General features: G+C 69.4%; 16 protein-coding genes. 8 read left to right on the top strand and 8 right to left on the bottom strand.

Annotation, left to right across the window (positions count from 1 at the left end; genetic code table 11):
- Positions 1-64: 64 nt before the first annotated feature.
- The 5 genes from FB462_RS00735 to FB462_RS00755 are packed head-to-tail and all read left to right on the top strand — an operon-like array spanning position 65 to position 3,486.
- On the top strand, positions 65-1,075 hold the full coding sequence (locus FB462_RS00735; RefSeq protein WP_141859520.1) for a heavy metal-binding domain-containing protein: 1,011 nt from the start codon (positions 65-67) through the stop codon (positions 1,073-1,075).
- A gap of 24 nt (positions 1,076-1,099) precedes the next feature.
- Positions 1,100-1,918, top strand: a complete 819-nt coding sequence (locus FB462_RS00740; protein WP_141859522.1) for a heavy metal-binding domain-containing protein — start codon at positions 1,100-1,102, stop codon at positions 1,916-1,918.
- Positions 1,915-2,757, top strand: a complete 843-nt coding sequence (locus FB462_RS00745) for a hypothetical protein (protein WP_141859524.1) — start codon at positions 1,915-1,917, stop codon at positions 2,755-2,757. The genes FB462_RS00740 and FB462_RS00745 overlap by 4 nt, the downstream gene beginning before the upstream one ends.
- Positions 2,754-2,972, top strand: coding sequence for a hypothetical protein (locus tag FB462_RS00750; RefSeq protein ID WP_141859525.1), 219 nt, complete (start codon positions 2,754-2,756; stop codon positions 2,970-2,972). The genes FB462_RS00745 and FB462_RS00750 overlap by 4 nt, the downstream gene beginning before the upstream one ends.
- Before the next feature lies 1 nt (position 2,973).
- Complete coding sequence (locus tag FB462_RS00755) at positions 2,974-3,486, top strand: RES family NAD+ phosphorylase (protein ID WP_229666849.1); 513 nt, start codon at positions 2,974-2,976, stop codon at positions 3,484-3,486.
- A 211-nt stretch (positions 3,487-3,697) separates the two neighbouring features.
- Here the strand turns inward: FB462_RS00755 and FB462_RS00760 are convergent, their stop codons facing one another.
- From FB462_RS00760 to FB462_RS00785, 6 genes are all read right to left on the bottom strand, one after another.
- Positions 3,698-4,222: a hypothetical protein gene (locus FB462_RS00760; protein WP_141859527.1), complete on the bottom strand. Its 525-nt coding sequence runs from the start codon at positions 4,220-4,222 to the stop codon at positions 3,698-3,700.
- A 2-nt stretch (positions 4,223-4,224) separates the two neighbouring features.
- Entirely contained in the window at positions 4,225-4,860 is a 636-nt protein-coding gene (locus FB462_RS00765) for a zinc ribbon domain-containing protein (protein ID WP_141859529.1), read from the bottom strand.
- Complete coding sequence (locus tag FB462_RS00770) at positions 4,857-5,456, bottom strand: TetR/AcrR family transcriptional regulator (protein ID WP_141859531.1); 600 nt, start codon at positions 5,454-5,456, stop codon at positions 4,857-4,859. Before FB462_RS00770 ends, FB462_RS00765 begins: the two co-directional genes overlap by 4 nt.
- An 84-nt stretch (positions 5,457-5,540) precedes the next feature.
- Positions 5,541-6,773 carry an MFS transporter gene (locus FB462_RS00775; protein WP_141859533.1) on the bottom strand — a complete coding sequence of 411 codons (1,233 nt, stop codon included), beginning with the start codon at positions 6,771-6,773 and terminating at the stop codon, positions 5,541-5,543.
- Entirely contained in the window at positions 6,770-7,486 is a 717-nt protein-coding gene (locus FB462_RS00780; protein WP_141859535.1) for a cysteine hydrolase family protein, read from the bottom strand. The genes FB462_RS00775 and FB462_RS00780 overlap by 4 nt, the downstream gene beginning before the upstream one ends.
- Entirely contained in the window at positions 7,483-8,838 is a 1,356-nt protein-coding gene (locus tag FB462_RS00785) for a uracil-xanthine permease family protein (protein ID WP_208738876.1), read from the bottom strand. Before FB462_RS00785 ends, FB462_RS00780 begins: the two co-directional genes overlap by 4 nt.
- 207 nt (positions 8,839-9,045) lie before the next feature.
- On the opposite strand from FB462_RS00785, the gene FB462_RS00790 reads away from it, so the two are divergent.
- Positions 9,046-9,681, top strand: coding sequence for a helix-turn-helix domain-containing protein (locus FB462_RS00790; protein ID WP_141859539.1), 636 nt, complete (start codon positions 9,046-9,048; stop codon positions 9,679-9,681).
- Between the two features lie 81 nt (positions 9,682-9,762).
- Here FB462_RS00790 and FB462_RS17140 read toward each other — a convergent pair whose 3' ends face one another.
- On the bottom strand, positions 9,763-9,930 hold the full coding sequence (locus FB462_RS17140) for a Rossmann-fold NAD(P)-binding domain-containing protein (RefSeq protein WP_167509953.1): 168 nt from the start codon (positions 9,928-9,930) through the stop codon (positions 9,763-9,765).
- 371 nt (positions 9,931-10,301) lie between these two features.
- On the opposite strand from FB462_RS17140, the gene FB462_RS00795 reads away from it, so the two are divergent.
- On the top strand, positions 10,302-10,865 hold the full coding sequence (locus FB462_RS00795) for a GNAT family N-acetyltransferase (protein ID WP_141859541.1): 564 nt from the start codon (positions 10,302-10,304) through the stop codon (positions 10,863-10,865).
- A 659-nt stretch (positions 10,866-11,524) separates the two neighbouring features.
- Here the strand turns inward: FB462_RS00795 and FB462_RS00805 are convergent.
- Complete coding sequence (locus FB462_RS00805) at positions 11,525-13,846, bottom strand: hypothetical protein (protein ID WP_141859545.1); 2,322 nt, start codon at positions 13,844-13,846, stop codon at positions 11,525-11,527.
- Positions 13,847-13,916: 70 nt separating this feature from the next.
- On the opposite strand from FB462_RS00805, the gene FB462_RS00810 reads away from it, so the two are divergent.
- A protein-coding gene (locus FB462_RS00810; protein ID WP_114850488.1) for an IS3 family transposase occupies positions 13,917-15,079 on the top strand; the annotation gives its coding sequence in 2 pieces (ribosomal slippage) (positions 13,917-14,196 and positions 14,196-15,079; 1,164 coding nt in all).
- Positions 15,080-16,045: the final 966 nt, after the last annotated feature.

Below are 16,045 nucleotides of genomic sequence, written 5' to 3' on the forward strand. Positions count from 1 at the left end.
CGGCGGTGCCAGGCTGAGCGGCGTGCGGCATCCGACGCACGACGGCCTCCCGGGGGTGGTGCGCATGGCGACCTGGTCCGACGGTCTCCCACCGGCCGCGCACGCCCGCGCCGCCCGCCAGCGGGAGAGCGGTGTCGCCGGCTCGCTGCTGTCCGCTCCCGGTGCCGCGGCGATCGGTTCCGTCGCCCTGCAGCCCGTCGGCGAGGTCTTCGGGTCCCTGGTCGTGCAGCTCGGCTGGGCCGGCGGCGGCTGCGGCATCTGGGCGACGGCGTCCCCGTTCGGCCCCGGCAGCGGGAGCGGGATGGGCGCCCTCGGCCGCGGGATGCTCGGCGGCTGGACGTCGCCGGTCCTCACCACGGGTGGCCGTGGTGGGCGGAACGCGGGCTTCGGCGCCTACGTGCAGGCCTTCGCGCGGGCGTGGCACGGTGCTCACGACCGGATGGTGGCCGAGGCCGGGCTGCTGGCGGCCGACGGGGTCGTCGGCGTGCAGGTCCGGCGCCGCCGGCTCGACGGGCAGATCTGGGAGTTCACCGCCGTCGGCACCGCCGTCCGGACGCTCGACACGTCCGTCAGCCCACGAACCGGAGGACCCGGCGCGCGAACCGGAGCACCCGGTCCGTGGACCGCCGGCTTCTCGGCCGAGCACACCACGGCCCTGCTGCAGTCCGGGTACGTCCCGCGCGGCATGGCCCTCGGGCTCTCCGTGTCGACGAAGCACGAGGACGCGCTCCTGCAGCAGCAGCGCTCGACGTGGGCCGGCAACACCGAGGTCGACGGCCTCACCCACCTGCTCGAGGCAGCCCGGGACGACGCCCGGCAGCAGCTCACCCGTCGCGCGGGCACCCTCCGCGCCTCGGACCTGGTCGTCACCGGCAGCTCGGTCGGCGAGTTCGAGACGTCCTGCGGGAACGAGGTCGACCTGCACGCCGAGGCGCTGTTCATCGGCACGGCGATCGCTCCCGGCCCGATGCACGCGTTCCGTGACCGCTCCGCGCAGGCCGTCACCCGGCGCGACGTCACGACCGTCGTCCCGCTGACCGACCCCGGCGTCCGCTCCGCATCCCGCCACCGCTGAACCCGACCCACGAGAGGCCCGACCATGAGCACCCCTGACCTCGGCAGCGTGCCGCTCCCCGCGGACGCCACCGCCCGGCTCGCCGACGGCGCGGGACGGCTCTTCACCTCGGACCTGTCCGTCAACGAGTTCCTGCTCGTCCGCCAGGCCGGCTTCCGCCCGGTCGGCCTCGTCCTGGGCTCGAGCGTCTACCACGTCGGCATCCAGACCGGGCGCTGGACCAAGAACATGGAGCTCGACAAGCTCAGCCAGGCGATGTACCACGCCCGCGAGCTCGCGATGACCCGGATGGAGGCCGAGGCCGACCGGCTCGGCGCGGACGGCATCGTCGGGGTCCGGCTCGAGATCGAGTTCAAGGAGTACGGCAACGACCTCGCCGAGTTCATCGCGGTCGGCACCGCCGTCGTCGCGGACGCCCCGCCGCCCACCGGGACCTGGCGGAACGCGAAGCGCCTGCCGTTCACGTCCGACCTGTCCGGGCAGGACTTCTGGACGCTGATCCAGGCCGGCTACGCCCCGCTCGGCCTGACGATGGGCACCTGCGTCTACCACATCGCCCACCGCGGGATGATGGCGTCGATGACGACCTTCGGGATGAACACCGAGATCCCGCAGTACACCGAGGCGCTCTACGACGCGCGGGAGCTCGCGATGGGCCGGATGCAGAGCGAGGCCGAGCACCTGGCCGCCGAGGGCATCGTCGGCGTGCAGCTCCTGTCGCTCCCGCACCGCTGGGGTGGTCACACGACGGAGTTCTTCGCGATCGGCACCGCCGTGCGCTCGCTCCGTCCCGACCACGTCATCGAGACCCCCACGCTCGTGCTGCCCCTCACCAATCGATGACCGACGGACCGATCGCACCCCTCGATGCCGGCGACGACCCGCAGGCGCTGCTCGACGGACTCGCCACCGCAGCCGTCCGCGCCCTGCCCCCGGCGGTCGTCGACCGGGTCCTGGCGGTCGACCGCAGCCGATCGCTCGGCGACCGCCTGGCCGGCCGACCCGGCGCCGTCCGCTCGCTCCGCCTGACGGGCGCGAGCGAGACGCTCACCCTGCAGCTCGACGGCCGACGACTCGTCACCGAGGCCGCCCAGGTCTCCGGCGGGGTCACCATCGCCCGGCGGCAGCCGCCCCTCGGGACCTGGTTGGGCCTGTTCGCCGGTGAGGTGGCGGCGGTCGCCGCGGACGCGGCCGGCGACACGGCGGCGGTCGCCGCATCGCTCGGGAGGCTCGGCATCCGGACCGTCGACGCGTTCCGTGTCGCGGATGCGGACGTCCCACGCGGACTGGCCGCGCTGTCGGCGGCGGCCGCCACGCGCCTCCCGGCCGATGCTGCGACCACCGTGGGCCGCATCGCGGAGCTGCTCACCGACGCGCTGGCGCGCGTCGCCGGCGACCTGGCGAGCGACGCGGAGGTCGTCGTCACCCGCACCGCGACCGTCTACCTGCCGGACACGCTCCGGGCGTACGCGGCGCTGCCCGCGGACTGGGCGGCCACCCACCGGCTGTCCGACGGGTCCACACCGCTCGAGGCGCTGCGGCGGCAGCTCGACGCGCTCGAGACCGCCGCCCGCGGGATGCGCGACGCGGCCGTCGAGCGGGACGCGGCGGCGGTCGTCGTGAACGGGCGGTTCCTGGCGGACCGGTTCCGGGCGGCGGACCCGGGGTTGGAGCTGCGGTGAGCGGGGACGACGACGACCTGCGACGGGTCGGGGAGCGGACCTGGACCGTGCGCTACAAGATCCCGCTCGCCGTCGTGACCGGGCTCCTGGCGGCGTGCTGCTTCGTCGCCGTGATCGCCGGGGGATCGGTCGGGGCGTGGGTCGGCGGGAGCGGGCTCGTCCTGCTGGTCGCGTGGGTCGTCGTGTTCCGGGTGCTGTACCGACGCGGGTACTGACGTGACCGCTGCGATGACGGGCGATGTGCCGTGGGCTCTCGGACCCGCAGTCCGGGGGACGTTCCACCGCGCGGTCGACCCGCGGTTCCACGACTCCGTGCTCGCCGGGTCCCGTCTGCCCGGCCGGTACTCGCGTGCGGACGAACCGACCCTCTACCTGAGTTCCTCGGTCGACGGGGTCGAGGCGGCGATGATCGCGCACCGGGACGCACGGGCGCGAGAGCCCGCGATCGTCGCGGTCGATGTCGAGGCGACCCGGATCGTCGACCTGCGGGACCCGCTGGTCCTCGCGCAGCTGGGGATCGACCTCGCCGACGCGACCGCGCCGTGGCAGGAGGTCGTCGCCGCAGGGGGAGTGCCCTCGTCGTGGTCGGTCCGCGACCGCCTGGTCGAGGCCGGGGCCCACGGCCTGATCGACCCGTCCCGGAAGCGACCAGGGCTCTGGCACCTGGTGTTGTTCCGCTGGAACGAGCCCGGGGCGCCGACCGTGCGATTGCTGACCGAGGACGGCTGAAGCAGCCGAACGGCGTGAAGTGGTGGAGCGCTCCGGAAATCGAACCAGACGAGGTCCCCCGATAGGGACGCGCCCCTCGTACGTCATGAACAGTACCGGAACGATCGGGGCGGAGCTGGTGACCGCCCGTGTGACGGTGCCGGGAGCTGATGCCTCTCGAAGGAAGGGACTGGGATCGGAGCCAGAACCGGGGGCGTCGACCGGTCCCGCTTCACTGTGTCGTCATGCACGTCTGCAGCACCCACGCCAGGAACGCCCGGTACTCGGCGTCGCTCGCGGCGGCCCGCATCGCGTCGGACTGCAGGAACCGCGGATCGGTCCCGACGTCGGACACCTTGCTCTCGGGCGGGAAGGTCCGGAGGATCGCGACCGTCTCGTCGGCCGCAGCGGCGAACTTCTCGGCTCCGGCGGAGACATCGGAAGCGGCACCGGGGACCGGGAGGAGCGCCCGGGTCGCCTCGGCCTGCCGCTGTCGAGCCGTGATGTCCCCGGCGACGTCGCCCTGAACGGCCTCGGCTGCCGCGGCGTTCGCGGCGCAGAAGGACGCGACGCGCTCGTCGTCCGGCGCGGCCGTGGGCGAGGACGCAGCGGACGAGGACGTGGACGACGCACTCGTCGAGGCGCCGTGCGTGGTGCCGGCGGTCGGCCCGTCACCCGCACCAGTCCCGGCGCACCCCGAGAGCCCGATGACCAGAGCAACCGAGACGACGAGCAGGCTCCCGGTCCGCAGAGCCATCGTCAGGCAGCCGTCCCGCACTCCGCGCAGAACCGCGCGTTCGGCGCCAGGTCGGTGCCGCAGCCGGAGCACGCGCGGGTGGTCATCAGGGACGCACCACACTCGACACAGAACTTCCCGCCGCGGGACTGCGCACCGCACGACGGGCACCGCGGCTGCGCCTGCTGCGACAGCGGGGTACTCCCGACCAGGTCGACGGACTCGAGCCGCTGCTGCATCTGGCTCCGTCGGGCCTCCGCCTGCAGCCGGGCGAGCTCCTCGACGACGACCGGCGAGCACCGGACGCACTGCCCGACGTCGGTGTTCCAGCAGCCGTCGCCGCAGACCCAGTCACCGCAGCCGCGGCACTGGTGGAAGCGGGGCGCGATCTCGGCGGTCGCCGTGCGGAGCGCCGCGTCCTTCGCCGGTGAGTTCGTCCCGCGGTCGAGCAGCCGGTCCGCCATGTAGCCCGCCTGGGCGAGTGGGCCGCCCAGGAACCCGCTGAGTCCGCGGGCGAGCTTCTGTCCGGTCGAGCGAAGGTCACGCTGGAAGGCGGACCGGAAGCCGTTGCCGCAGCGCTCGCAGCGGAACTCGAACTGGAAGCCGTCCTCGTTGGAGAGGTCGGTGACGTTGTCGGTGAACGGGACGTGTTCGGTCATCTCGGTCCTGCTTCAGTCGGTGGACGGGTGGGGACGGTCGGTGCGGTCGGTGCGGTCGGTGCGGTCGGGCCGAGGATCGCCGCGACGACGGCCAGGACGTCGGCGTCCTCGGATGAGCCGGCGGCGTCCATCAGGAGCAGGTTGTTGATGAGCATCCCGCGGCTGAGGAACGCAGCGGTCTCCGGCACCGTCGCACCGGAGGCCCGTACGGCCGCGGTGATCTCCCGGAACAGGCGCCGCGCCTCCTCGGCGATCGCGGGTTCCGCCGGTGCCGCGGAGAACGCGTGGGCGTGCACGAGCACGGCCGACAGGTCCGTGCGGACGAGCCGCATGTACGCCGCGCCCAGCCGTGCCGGGTCGAATCCGTCACGACCGGCGGCGCGGAACGCGGCCACGATGCGCGCACCGGCGTGCGCGTGTGCACGGAGGAACAGCTCCCGCTTCGAGCCGAAGGCCTGGATGACGTACGGCTGCGAGACGCCCATCTCCGCAGCGACTTGTGCGGTGGTCGTGCCGAAGTACCCACGAGCGGCGAACGCCGACACCGCGGCGGCGAGCAGTTCGTCGTTCCGAGCAGGGAGACGCCGCGCGTTCATGCTGGGGCGGCCCTCCCGTCGGGTTATCGGTCGATAACACGATGGCAGAACGGACGCGCGCTGTCGAGGGGTCCGACCGACCGGCTACCGTCCTGCGCCCCGGAGGCCCGAGCCGGGCCGCAGCACCAGGACCGTCCCGACACCGGCGAGGACGACGGTGAACCCGACGATCACGACGGTCTGCGGCACGACGCCGAGGAGCGACCCCACCGCGACGACGGGCACCGCGAGCCCGAGGTACGCGCAGGTGAACGTGTCGGATGCGGCGGCACCACGCCGGTCCGGGCTCGCGTTCCGCAGCGCGGACCCGAGCGCGCGGCTGAACACGATCCCCGCGCCGGCACCGGCGATCGCGGCCCCGACGGCGAACGTGGCGGTACCGGCGACCGTCCCCGGGACCGTCGCGGTCGACACCGCGACCAGGACGAAACCGGTCACCACGAGCGGGAACGCCCACCGGCCGCGTTCGGACAGCACGGTGGCCCCGACCGCACCGGCGAGGAACGGCAGGGCGGCGACCACACCGACCTCCGTCACGCTCGGCTGACGGTCGCCGCCGGCGAGCAGGTGCGGCGTCAACGCGCCGAAGCAACCGGTGACGGCGAAGGCCGCGCACGCGCCGAGACGATCAGGCCACCGCGGGACGCGTGACCGCGTGCCAGCACCCGACGTCGGCTGCGGTCCGCCGTGTGCCGCCTCCGGCACGACCGGACGGGAGGCACGGGGTGCGAGCAGGGCGGCGCTCGTCGTGAGGACGGTCGCCACCACGACGTACAGCGCCCACCGCGGGAGCGCGCCGGTCCCGACCAGGAGCGCCGCTGCCGCGGGGCCGAGGGCCAGACCGGCCATCGCGAGCCCCGGCGTCACGGTCGCCCAGAACCGGACGTGCCGCCCGGCTCCGCGGGCTCGGTCGGTGACGAAGGTGACCGCGCTCGCGGCGGCGATGCCCACACCGAGGCCGCTCAGCAGCCGACCGACGACGAAGGCGGGCAGACCGGGGACGACCGCGAGCACGACGGCTGCCGCGGCCCCGAGCAGCGCGGCGACGACGATGCGACCGCGGACCGGCCAGCGTGCGCAGCGCCGCGTGCGGACGATCGACAGCCCGACCACGGCGCCCAGGGCGAAGACCGCGAAGAGCACCGTGGTGCCGGTCTCGTCGATGTCGAACGCGCGTGCGTACGCCGGGTAGAGCGGCGTGGGCACGGTCGCCAGTGCCATCGTGCCGACCGTGACGACCGCGGCGGGCACGGGGGACGCCCCGCGGACGGTCCGACCGGTCGTCGGGAGGGCTGTCTGCTCCTCGGTCGTCGTCACGCGGTCAGGTGCCCGGGGCTGCCCACCGTCGCGGACGTCCACGCAGCGAGGAGCTCGGCTGACTCGGTCACCACACCCAGGTGCAGCGACACCATCGACAGCGCCGCGCGCTCGAGCCCCTCGTCGGTCCCGCGCACCAGGTCCGACGGCACGGACACGCGGTACCCCAGGTTCGACGCGTCGAACGCGCTGTTGAGCACGCAGCAGTCGGCCATGATCCCGTCGAGGACCACCGCTCGGACGCCCATCTGACGGAGCAGGAAGTCGAGGTCGGTCGGGTAGAACGCGGAGAGGCGCTTCTTGCCGGTCACGACCTCGTCCTGCGGCTCGACCTCGGTGACGAACCGGGTCCACCGGCTCCCGGCGAGTGCGTGGTCCGCCGCGCCGGGGATCGGACCGACGTGCTGCGGGAAGGTCGTCCGCCACGCGCTGTCCGACGTCCCACCGACGTCGTCGATGCCGGAGGCGCGGAGCTCGGACCGGACGTGCACGACCGGGATGCCGAGCGCGCGGGCCGCACGGTGGAAGTCGTCGATCGGTCCGACGATCGCACGGCCGCGGGGAGCTGGGCACGGGCACGCCGGGTCCTCGGACAGGTGTCCCTCGTGCATGTCGATCGAAACGATCGCGGTGTGGGTGGGGTCGAACCAGTCGCGGAGCGGCCCCTGCGGGTCGGCTGTGCGCTGGGTGCCGTGGACGGTGATCGTGGTCATGCGGGGGTGTTCCCTTCGGTGCGGGGGACGAGCGGGGTGACGACCCGGCGGGGCTGACCCCGACGAGCGAGGAGTGGTCGCAGCCCGTGGTTCACCGCCCCGTGCAGCCCGAGCAGCAGGAACATGCCCATCATCATCGGGCTGGTCACGACCGTGGCGACCGAGGACGGCAGCGCCGACGAGATCGCGGTCGGGATGAACTGCGCGCCGAGGGCGACGATGAACGCGGTGGCGCCGACGGCGAGGTTCAGGTCGTCCCAGCGCACCGCGGCGAGCATCTGGATGCCGCTGACCGCGATGATCCCGAACAGGATCGTCGTCGCCGCGGACAGGACCGGCCCGGAGATCCCCGCCAGGAACAGGCTGACCGGGGGGAAGAAGGCCAGGGCGACGGCGACGCCCCCGGCGGTCATCGTGACGAACCGGCTGCCGATGCCGGAGACCCGGACGATGCCGGCGTTCTCCGGGTACGACGTCGTGCCGATCCCACCGAAGAGCGCTCCCAGGACCGTGCCGGCGAACTCGGCGAACAACCCGCGGTTCACCCGGGCGGTGTCGACGGTCTCACCGCCCCAGCTGGCGATCATCGTGTACATCCCCATCGACTCGGTGCCGGCCTGCAGGAACGCGACGAGCATCAGGACCACGACGGGCAGGGAGACCCCGAAGCCGTACGGCAGCAGGTGCGGCGCCCCGACCAGGGGCGCAGCCGACAGGTCGGGGAACGACCACTGCCCCACCAGGAGCGCGACGATGCTTCCGCCGACGATCCCCCAGAAGATCGCACCCCGCTTGAGGATCCCGGTGCCGACGACCAGGCACAGCAGGACGATCAGCCCGGTGGCGACCGTCACGACGAGCGCGAGCACACCGTAGGACGGCGTCCCGGCCGTGCCGAACCAGCCGCCCGCTCCGATGGACGCGAGCTGCGCCCCGATGATGACGAACAGCGTGCCGAGGACGATGGGCGAGGAGACGAAGGCGCTGACGTGCCCGAACAGCCCGAAGCGCTTGAGGGGGACGGTGAGCAGCATGAAGACGAGTCCCGCGACCGCCATCGACCCGAAGGCCGTCCCGAGTCCGTACGCGGCGCCCGACGAGATGATCGCGACCATGAACGCCGCCGTCGGGCCCTGCACGATGGGGAGCTTCAGCACGCGGCTGGACTGCAGGATCGTCACGACGCCGGTGAGCAGGAAGCACGCCTGGATCATCAGGGCGACCTCGTCGGACGACAGCTTCAGCGCGCTGCCGATCACGTTCGGGAAGACCCAGATGCCGGTCAGGGCGAGCAGGTGCTGGACGGCGAAGAGCGCGGTGCGTCCGGCGGGCAGTCGCTCACCGAATCCCACGGAGAGCACGGTGGGCGCGGGCGCGCTGGTGGGCGGGGACGGGGGAGCGGCATGGGTGGTCATCAGGTGTCCTCTGCGGATCGGGATCGAGCAGGGTGTTTCACTCTGATGCGAAAAGTTACATTCACATTGTTGCAGCTGTGTTTCCGTGTGTGAACACTGGCGCACCCGTCGCTCGACGGGCGCCACGCCGACGATGATGGGTGCATGCAGGCATCGACCCCGACCAGCGCGGACGCGACCGCCACCAGTGCCGGTCCGGACGCGGCCCCGGTGCCGGACGGCGACGACCTCGACGCGGTCGTGGTCGGCATCGGCGAGCGGATCCGGGCCCTGCGGCAGAAGAACGAACTCACGCTCCAGGACCTCGCCGAGCGCACGTCGCTGAGCCTGTCGATGCTCAGCACCGTCGAGCGCGGTCGGACCACCGCGTCGCTCGGGACCCTGCACGCCATCGCACGCGCCCTCGGGGTCCAGATCACGACGCTCTTCGCGCAGAGCGGCGCGGACGACTCACCGATCGTCGAGTTCCGCGACCAGATCCGGGACGTCACCGACGGTGGTCTGCACCGGCGGACCGCCGCGTACCGGGCCGACCTCGGCATCGAGGTCTACGTCGACGACTTCGACCCGCACACCTCGCACGCCCGGACGCCGTCCCAGCACCCGGGCGACGAGATCGGGGTCGTGCTCGAGGGTGAGCTCGAGCTGCAGCTCGGCGGCGAGATCTTCTCCGCCGCCGCCGGGGACGTCGCCCAGTTCAGTGCCCGTCGGGCGCACCTCGTGAGCAACGTGTCCGATCGGCCCGCCCGGGCGGTGTGGATCAACCTCCGCCGGCTCTGACCCGTCGCCTCGGGCGGGCACTCCGGAGCGACCCGTGCGTGGGGAGGACGGACTGCGCGCCGACCGGCCGGGGTGCCCCGGTCACCAGGCGAGCTGCGTGTCGTCCTCGAAGACCGCGCCGGTGGCGCCGTCCGCGGGCAGGGTCGCGAGTCGTACCGCCACAGCCGCACCTTCGTCGGGTGTGCGAGTGCCGCGGAAGTCGTTGAAGTCGGTGGCGACGTGGCCGGGGGCGGCGCCGTTGATCTTCAACGTGGTGTCTGCGAACTCGCGCTGAATGCTCCTGACGATGACCTGAACGGCCTGAGCCCAGCAGCAGCCCTTCGGAACGAGCGAGCTGAGGACGTGATTCGTTCGGCCGGCCAGTCGGCGTTCCGTCGCGCCGAATGAAGGCCGACGAGCAGGCCGACTCAGCTGCTTGGCCGTCTCGCTAAGCGGACCTTCACCGGAACCTATTCCGGACCACTCATCCGGACAGTGCGACGGCGCAGTCGTTCAAAGACCTCGTCCTCACTGCCGAGCGTCCGGTTGACGACCGTCTAACGGACGCGGCATTCGTGTTCCCCGACTGGCTATCGAGGGCGCTCCTAGCGCTGGTGCGCTCAGCCGAGGAGAGTGGGCGGATGCGCTCGATCGTCACCGACAGACTGATTCTTCGACCTTGGGAGGAAGGCGACGCCGACTTTCTGTTCGACCTCGAATCACGCTGGGAGACCGTGAGGTACTTGGGCGCTGATCCCACGCCAATGCGGAGCAAGAGCGAGGCGGTCGCCTCGATTCAGCGACGGCGGGCACTCGACCACCCGGTGCACGGGATCTGGGCGATCGCGCGCCGAGACTCGAACGCGCTTGCGGGCAACCTCTTACTGAAGCCTGCACACCTCTCGGCTGGAGCTTCTGGCGAACGTCCCGTCGAAATTGGCTGGCACCTGCATCCGAGCGCTCAGTCGCTCGGGTTCGCGACGGAGGCCGCCGCCGGCGCCCTCACGGACGCAGCCAGTCGGGGGCTTGCTTCCGTGCTGGCGGTCACTGACCCGAGGAACAGTGCCTCGCACCGGGTATGCCGTCGCCTTGGATTCGCCGAGGAAGGGATCACGAGCCGTTTCTATGACAGCCCGCAGCTCGTCTTCTCTCGTGTTCTGTCGGGGGACACACCCCCAACTCCCGCAAGCCACACCGTCCGGTAGCCGATCGGCTATCGGACGCCGATCCGAGCGCGCCTGTGGTCGCGGACGACACTATCCACTTCGCACTCGCGAGCCGTGTTGGTCTTGTCTCGTGACCGACCACCACGCCGCGAGAGTCACCGAACTCGTGCGAGACATGGCTGCGAGCCGGTCAACGCGGGTCTGCTCTGGGAGAGTGGACCACACGTCGAGGCATCTCGCAGCCGTAGGGTTGCAAAGGGCGAACCTCACACAAACCTGACCGTGTAGAACTCATCCGCCGCTCGCGGCAGAGGTCGTCGCCACCTTGCGTGAGAATTCAGGGCAGGACCCGGCAAGCGCTCCGAGTCCCGCCCTAATTATGCACGCATAACTCAGTGCGATTAATTGCTACCGCGCTTCACCGAACCCAAATTTGCTCTCTTGGATAAAGGTGGTGAAATTATCAGTAAAAGAGCGAATCCAATCGGAGTCCTTCTGGCCCCTCACCATCCCGAGCAGAAACTCCTCGCCCAATACAACAATCTTGAGGAAATCCGAGTCAGATACTTCTGCGTCCGCCGGCCGCCGGCGCCCATCCGCGTCGACGAACTCCAGCTCCGAGCTCGCCAATTCATTCTCACGCAGAAGTCCCCCGATAAGGCTGCGAGTAAGGTCTTCTGCGTGACCGATTGTAGTCATCAGCGGGTCCGATTTGTCACGATAAAGATGCCAGAGCAGTCCACCCATGCAGTACCGGGACGGCCCGCAACAGTTTTGCGGAAGGAAATGTAGTCATAATAACTGATCTGGTGACCCACTTGGATGTTTGACATTACGCCATGGAACCAGTACGTGCAATAATACTCATCATGGGGGGAACCCTTCGCGGACGTTCGTGAAGTGTGATCCCACCACTGCATCCCGGTTTCGTGCGTTTTTGATGTTGCGCCCGAGCAGAAAATAACACTCGCACGGAAGCCCCATTTGACCCGAGGAGCTCCGCAGTCTCGCCGAAGAGAAAGTTCGCCGTTGAACGTGGAGTAGTTGTAGTCCTTGTTACACCGCAGACCCTCGCCTACTGGCCCGGGAACGGATGCGGTATGCATCAGGCGCGTCGTAGAGGCCAGCTGCACGGAGGGTGAAATCGTCGAGCGCCGGAAGGTCGCAGTACTAGGCGAGGCGGTATCGTCGCCGTCCGTCGGTGCGGGGTAGCTGTCGGCGTCCGCGGGAGCGCCGCCTTGGTCCGGCGCCGAAGAGTCGGTCGTGAAGGAACTCAGCGCCGTCGTGAGCTGCCCCTGCTGACCGTCGAGCGTTGCTGTCGCCTGTGCTGACCAATAGTACGTCTTGTTAGCGCTGAGAAGGCCGGCTGGCAGATCCCACCCACCCTGCAGCCCATCCTGGCTTGCGATGGGCGCGGCCGTAGTGTCCAGGGTGTCCCAAATTTTGTAAACGTACGTTGCATCGTTCGGGATTGTCGAGTCCTCGGTCCAGATTCTGAGCGACGGTGCTGCCGATGACGTTGAGCCATCTTCGGGCGTCACCTGGTAGGAGGAGGTTGTCCAGTCACCGAAAGTGGCGAACCAGGCTCCCGACATGACAGTGCCATCAGCTTGGTCTCTGTTCACCGAAATGAGGTGCCGGCCTGGTGTATCCGGGACGTGGACGGGGATGGAGGTTTTGGTCGTCTCAGAGAGCGCGACATTTACTGGGTCGTTTTGATCCAGCATCAGCGTGATGGATTCACCCGAACGGTCAGCAGGCGTAGCGGTGATAGTGCAATCAACACCCCCTGATGGAATTGTCTTCAGCCAGGCACCGGGCGCGATTGAGCCACACTGAATCACCGCCGGGGAGGGGTTTGAGTACCACCCCTGTACGTCAAATACGTAGTTGGTGGCGTCCGCGACATTGTTGAGGGACACCTTCCCATTTGCGCCGAGAGGCACGGTGATGGTGTTGGTGCGGATGGTCGTCTCGTCGAAGTTGATCGAGGTCGTGCTCGGGCGAGTGGTGCCATCGGCCCAGACAGTGGCGTTTCCGTTTCCGGCGGTGCTCTTGAGCGCGGTGAGGGTCAGCACGACAGCGTTGATGCCCGATCCCATGACAGGCACGCCCGCTTTGCCCGCGATCTGGATCGAACGCGTCTCGTTCTTGCCCATGACCGTGTTCCCGCTCGTGCGAGTGTCGTAGGCCCGCCCAGCACCAGGGGTGAAGACGGCGCCACCCCTACCAGCGGCAGTGAAGTATCCCTGGACCTCGAGGACGAGGTCGGCGGTGCTGTCCTGGTTGAACACGGTCAGCTTCCCAGCGGAGGACAGCTTGACCTGCGCCTGCATCGACGTCGCAACGCCACCGCCGGCGTAGTTGAACGAGTTCGGCGGACGGGTGCTGCCAGTCGGGTATGGGGTGAAGTAGCCAGAGGTGCTGCCGGTGTTCGCGGCGATCATGTTGACGATGACGGCTGAGGCATCCTTCGGAACACCGGCGACACCACCGACCTGCAGATCCACCGTCTTCCCCGACGTCAGTGCCGCCTTGGGGGCGCCGGTGCCGTTGCGGGTGTCGACGATGCGGGAGCCGTTCATTGGGACGAAGCCGCCCGGTGCGGTGCCATCGGTGTTCGCCGTGTAGTAGCCCTGCACGTCCAGCAGGAGCCGAGCGTTCGTCTCCGCTGACACCTGGATGGTGCCGTCACTGTTGACGGCTAGGACGGCAGAGAAGGAGGTGTTCTGGTTGTTCTCGCCTCCGTAGATCCCCATCGTCGTGCTCGGCTTGTCCGCGTTCGGACGGCCGGTCAGGAGGCCCTGCTTCGAGATCCCGATCAGCGTCGCGACGACGGATACGGCGCCAGCGGAACCGTCGGAGGGTACCCCGCCCTTGCCTGCGACCTGGACGGTCTTCCACTGCTTGCCGGTCATCGCGCTATCGACGATGCGCGCCCCAGCAACCGGAACGAAGACGCCACCAGTACCGGTGTCGCTCAGCGCCTGAGCTGGCGTCGCGGCCAGGAAAGAGCCCAAGGGGACTGCTGCAGGTTTGGTTGACTCCTGACAGGTAGGGGCACTGGTTCCTGCTGGAAGGATGTGCGCCATGGTGAAGGCGTATCCGGAAGAGTTCCGCCGTGATGTGATCGCGGTCGCTCGGAAGGGTGAGGCGTCGGTGCGGCAGGTCGCGAAGGACTTCGGAGTGTCCGAGTCCTGCCTGGCCCGCTGGCTGCGCCTCGCGGACCGCGACGACGGCATCAGCGCTGCAGCGGCTCCGTCGGGGAGAGCGGTCGAGCAGGCGGAGCTGCGGGACGCGCAGAAACGGATCCGGTTGCTCGAGCAGGAGAACGAGATCCTCCGCCGGGCGGCGGCGTACTTCGCCCAGTCGCAGCTCCCAAAATGATCTACCCGCTGGTCCTCGAACTCGCCGCAGACCGGATCCCGGTCGCGGTGGCCTGCCGGGTGCTGGGATTCTCGAAGCAGGCGTTCTATCGGTGGCGTGCGAGCCCCGTGTCGAACCGCGACTGGGACGACGCGCACCTGACCAACGCTGCGATTGACGCGCACCGGGATGACCCGACGTTCGGGTACCGGTTCATCGCCGACGACCTCCAAGCGGCCGGCCACCGGGTTTCGGAACGGCGGGTGTGGCGGTTGTGCTCCCAGCAGCGGCTCTGGTCATTGCACGCGAAGAAACGCGGCCTGCACCGCAAGGCGGGACCACCAGTGCACGACGACCGGGTCCGACGGGCGTTCACGGCACCGGATCTGGACCGGTTGTGGTTGACGGACATCACGGAGCATCGGACCGGTGAGGGCAAGCTCTACCTCTGCGCGATCAAGGACGCGTGCTCGCGGCGCATCGTCGGCTACTCGATCAGTGACCGGATGCGTTCCTCGCTCGCCGTCGCGGCCCTGCAGATGGCAGTGCAGCGCCGGAACCCGGCCGGGACGGTCGTGCACTCGGACCGCGGCAGCCAGTTTCGTTCCAAGCGCTTCGTCCGTGCGATCGAGGACGCCGGGCTGCTTGGGTCGATGGGGCGGGTCGGGGCGTGCGCGGACAACGCGGCGATGGAATCCTTTTTCGCGCTCCTGCAGAAGAACGTCCTCAACCGGACACGATGGGCCACCCGGGAAGAGCTCCGGCTCGCGATCATCACCTGGATCGAAGCGACCTACCACCGGAAACGACGGCAACGAGGTCTCGGCAAGTTGACCCCGATCGAGTACGAGACGATCATCAACCCACAGGTCGCACTCGCGGCCTAAACGAATGAGTCAACCGAACCTGCAGCAGTCCCAAGAGTGCCAGTGCAGCCAAAGCCGCGATGACAACACTGCGCTGTCGGACGTGTGGAGAGTGCAGCCAGCTGTGCACGAGACTCCCTAAGTCAGGTGACAACACGGGTTGCTGTCAACTTGCGCAGCGTAGGAGGCGTTCGGCGGAATCGAGATGTGCCCTGTTTAGGTCACAGATGAGAAACCCCCTGTCAGGTCCGGTAGTACCGCGGTGGGCTGAGCCTTACTTCATACAAGGTCATCCGGCAGGCCGACCGCAGTAGCCGCCCGGACACCCGCCAGACAGACGCACCACTCAGGGGCAGTGCGCAACGGGCACAACCCAGCGCCGGCTGCGCTCGACCTAGCCCGACACGGACCGTCACCAGAACGACGACACAAAGCGAAGCTGCTCACACCGGGGGAGTAGCGCAGCTCCTCGAACGTCCGGTAGCCGATCGGCTATCGGACGGCTGATGGAGCGGGCATCCGGTGAACGCTCATCGGAGGGGCTACGTGTCGGATTGGCCGCTTTGAGTGCGGGGCCTTCGGCCTATGCGAGCTATCGCAACGAGCGCGCCGATGGCCACCGCGAGCAGGACGGCGCCAACGACTAGGCCGAGGACTGCGTTTTCCCGGTGGTTCACCGAGAGCCCAACGGCCCCGAGGAACAGCCCCCATTCCAGTGAACAAGATCACACAGAACCCGACGAAAATCCATTGAGCCCGCGCACTTGCGCTTCCGCCCCTCTGCCGAGCAAGAACAAGCGTCGACACGTACGCGGGGAGAATGAACCCCGCGATCGGGAAGTACCAACTCAGTGCCAGGAGTGCGAAGCCGCTGGCAAGGAGACCCGTCATCCACGGCACCCACCAGCGAGCACCAACCACCTGCTTCGTGGCGTCGTCTGAAGCTGGTTCCACAGCTAGAGCGTATGTCGTAGGTACCCACGATGC

The sequence above is a fragment of the Curtobacterium citreum genome (assembly GCF_006715175.1).
Lineage (GTDB): Bacteria > Actinomycetota > Actinomycetes > Actinomycetales > Microbacteriaceae > Curtobacterium > Curtobacterium citreum.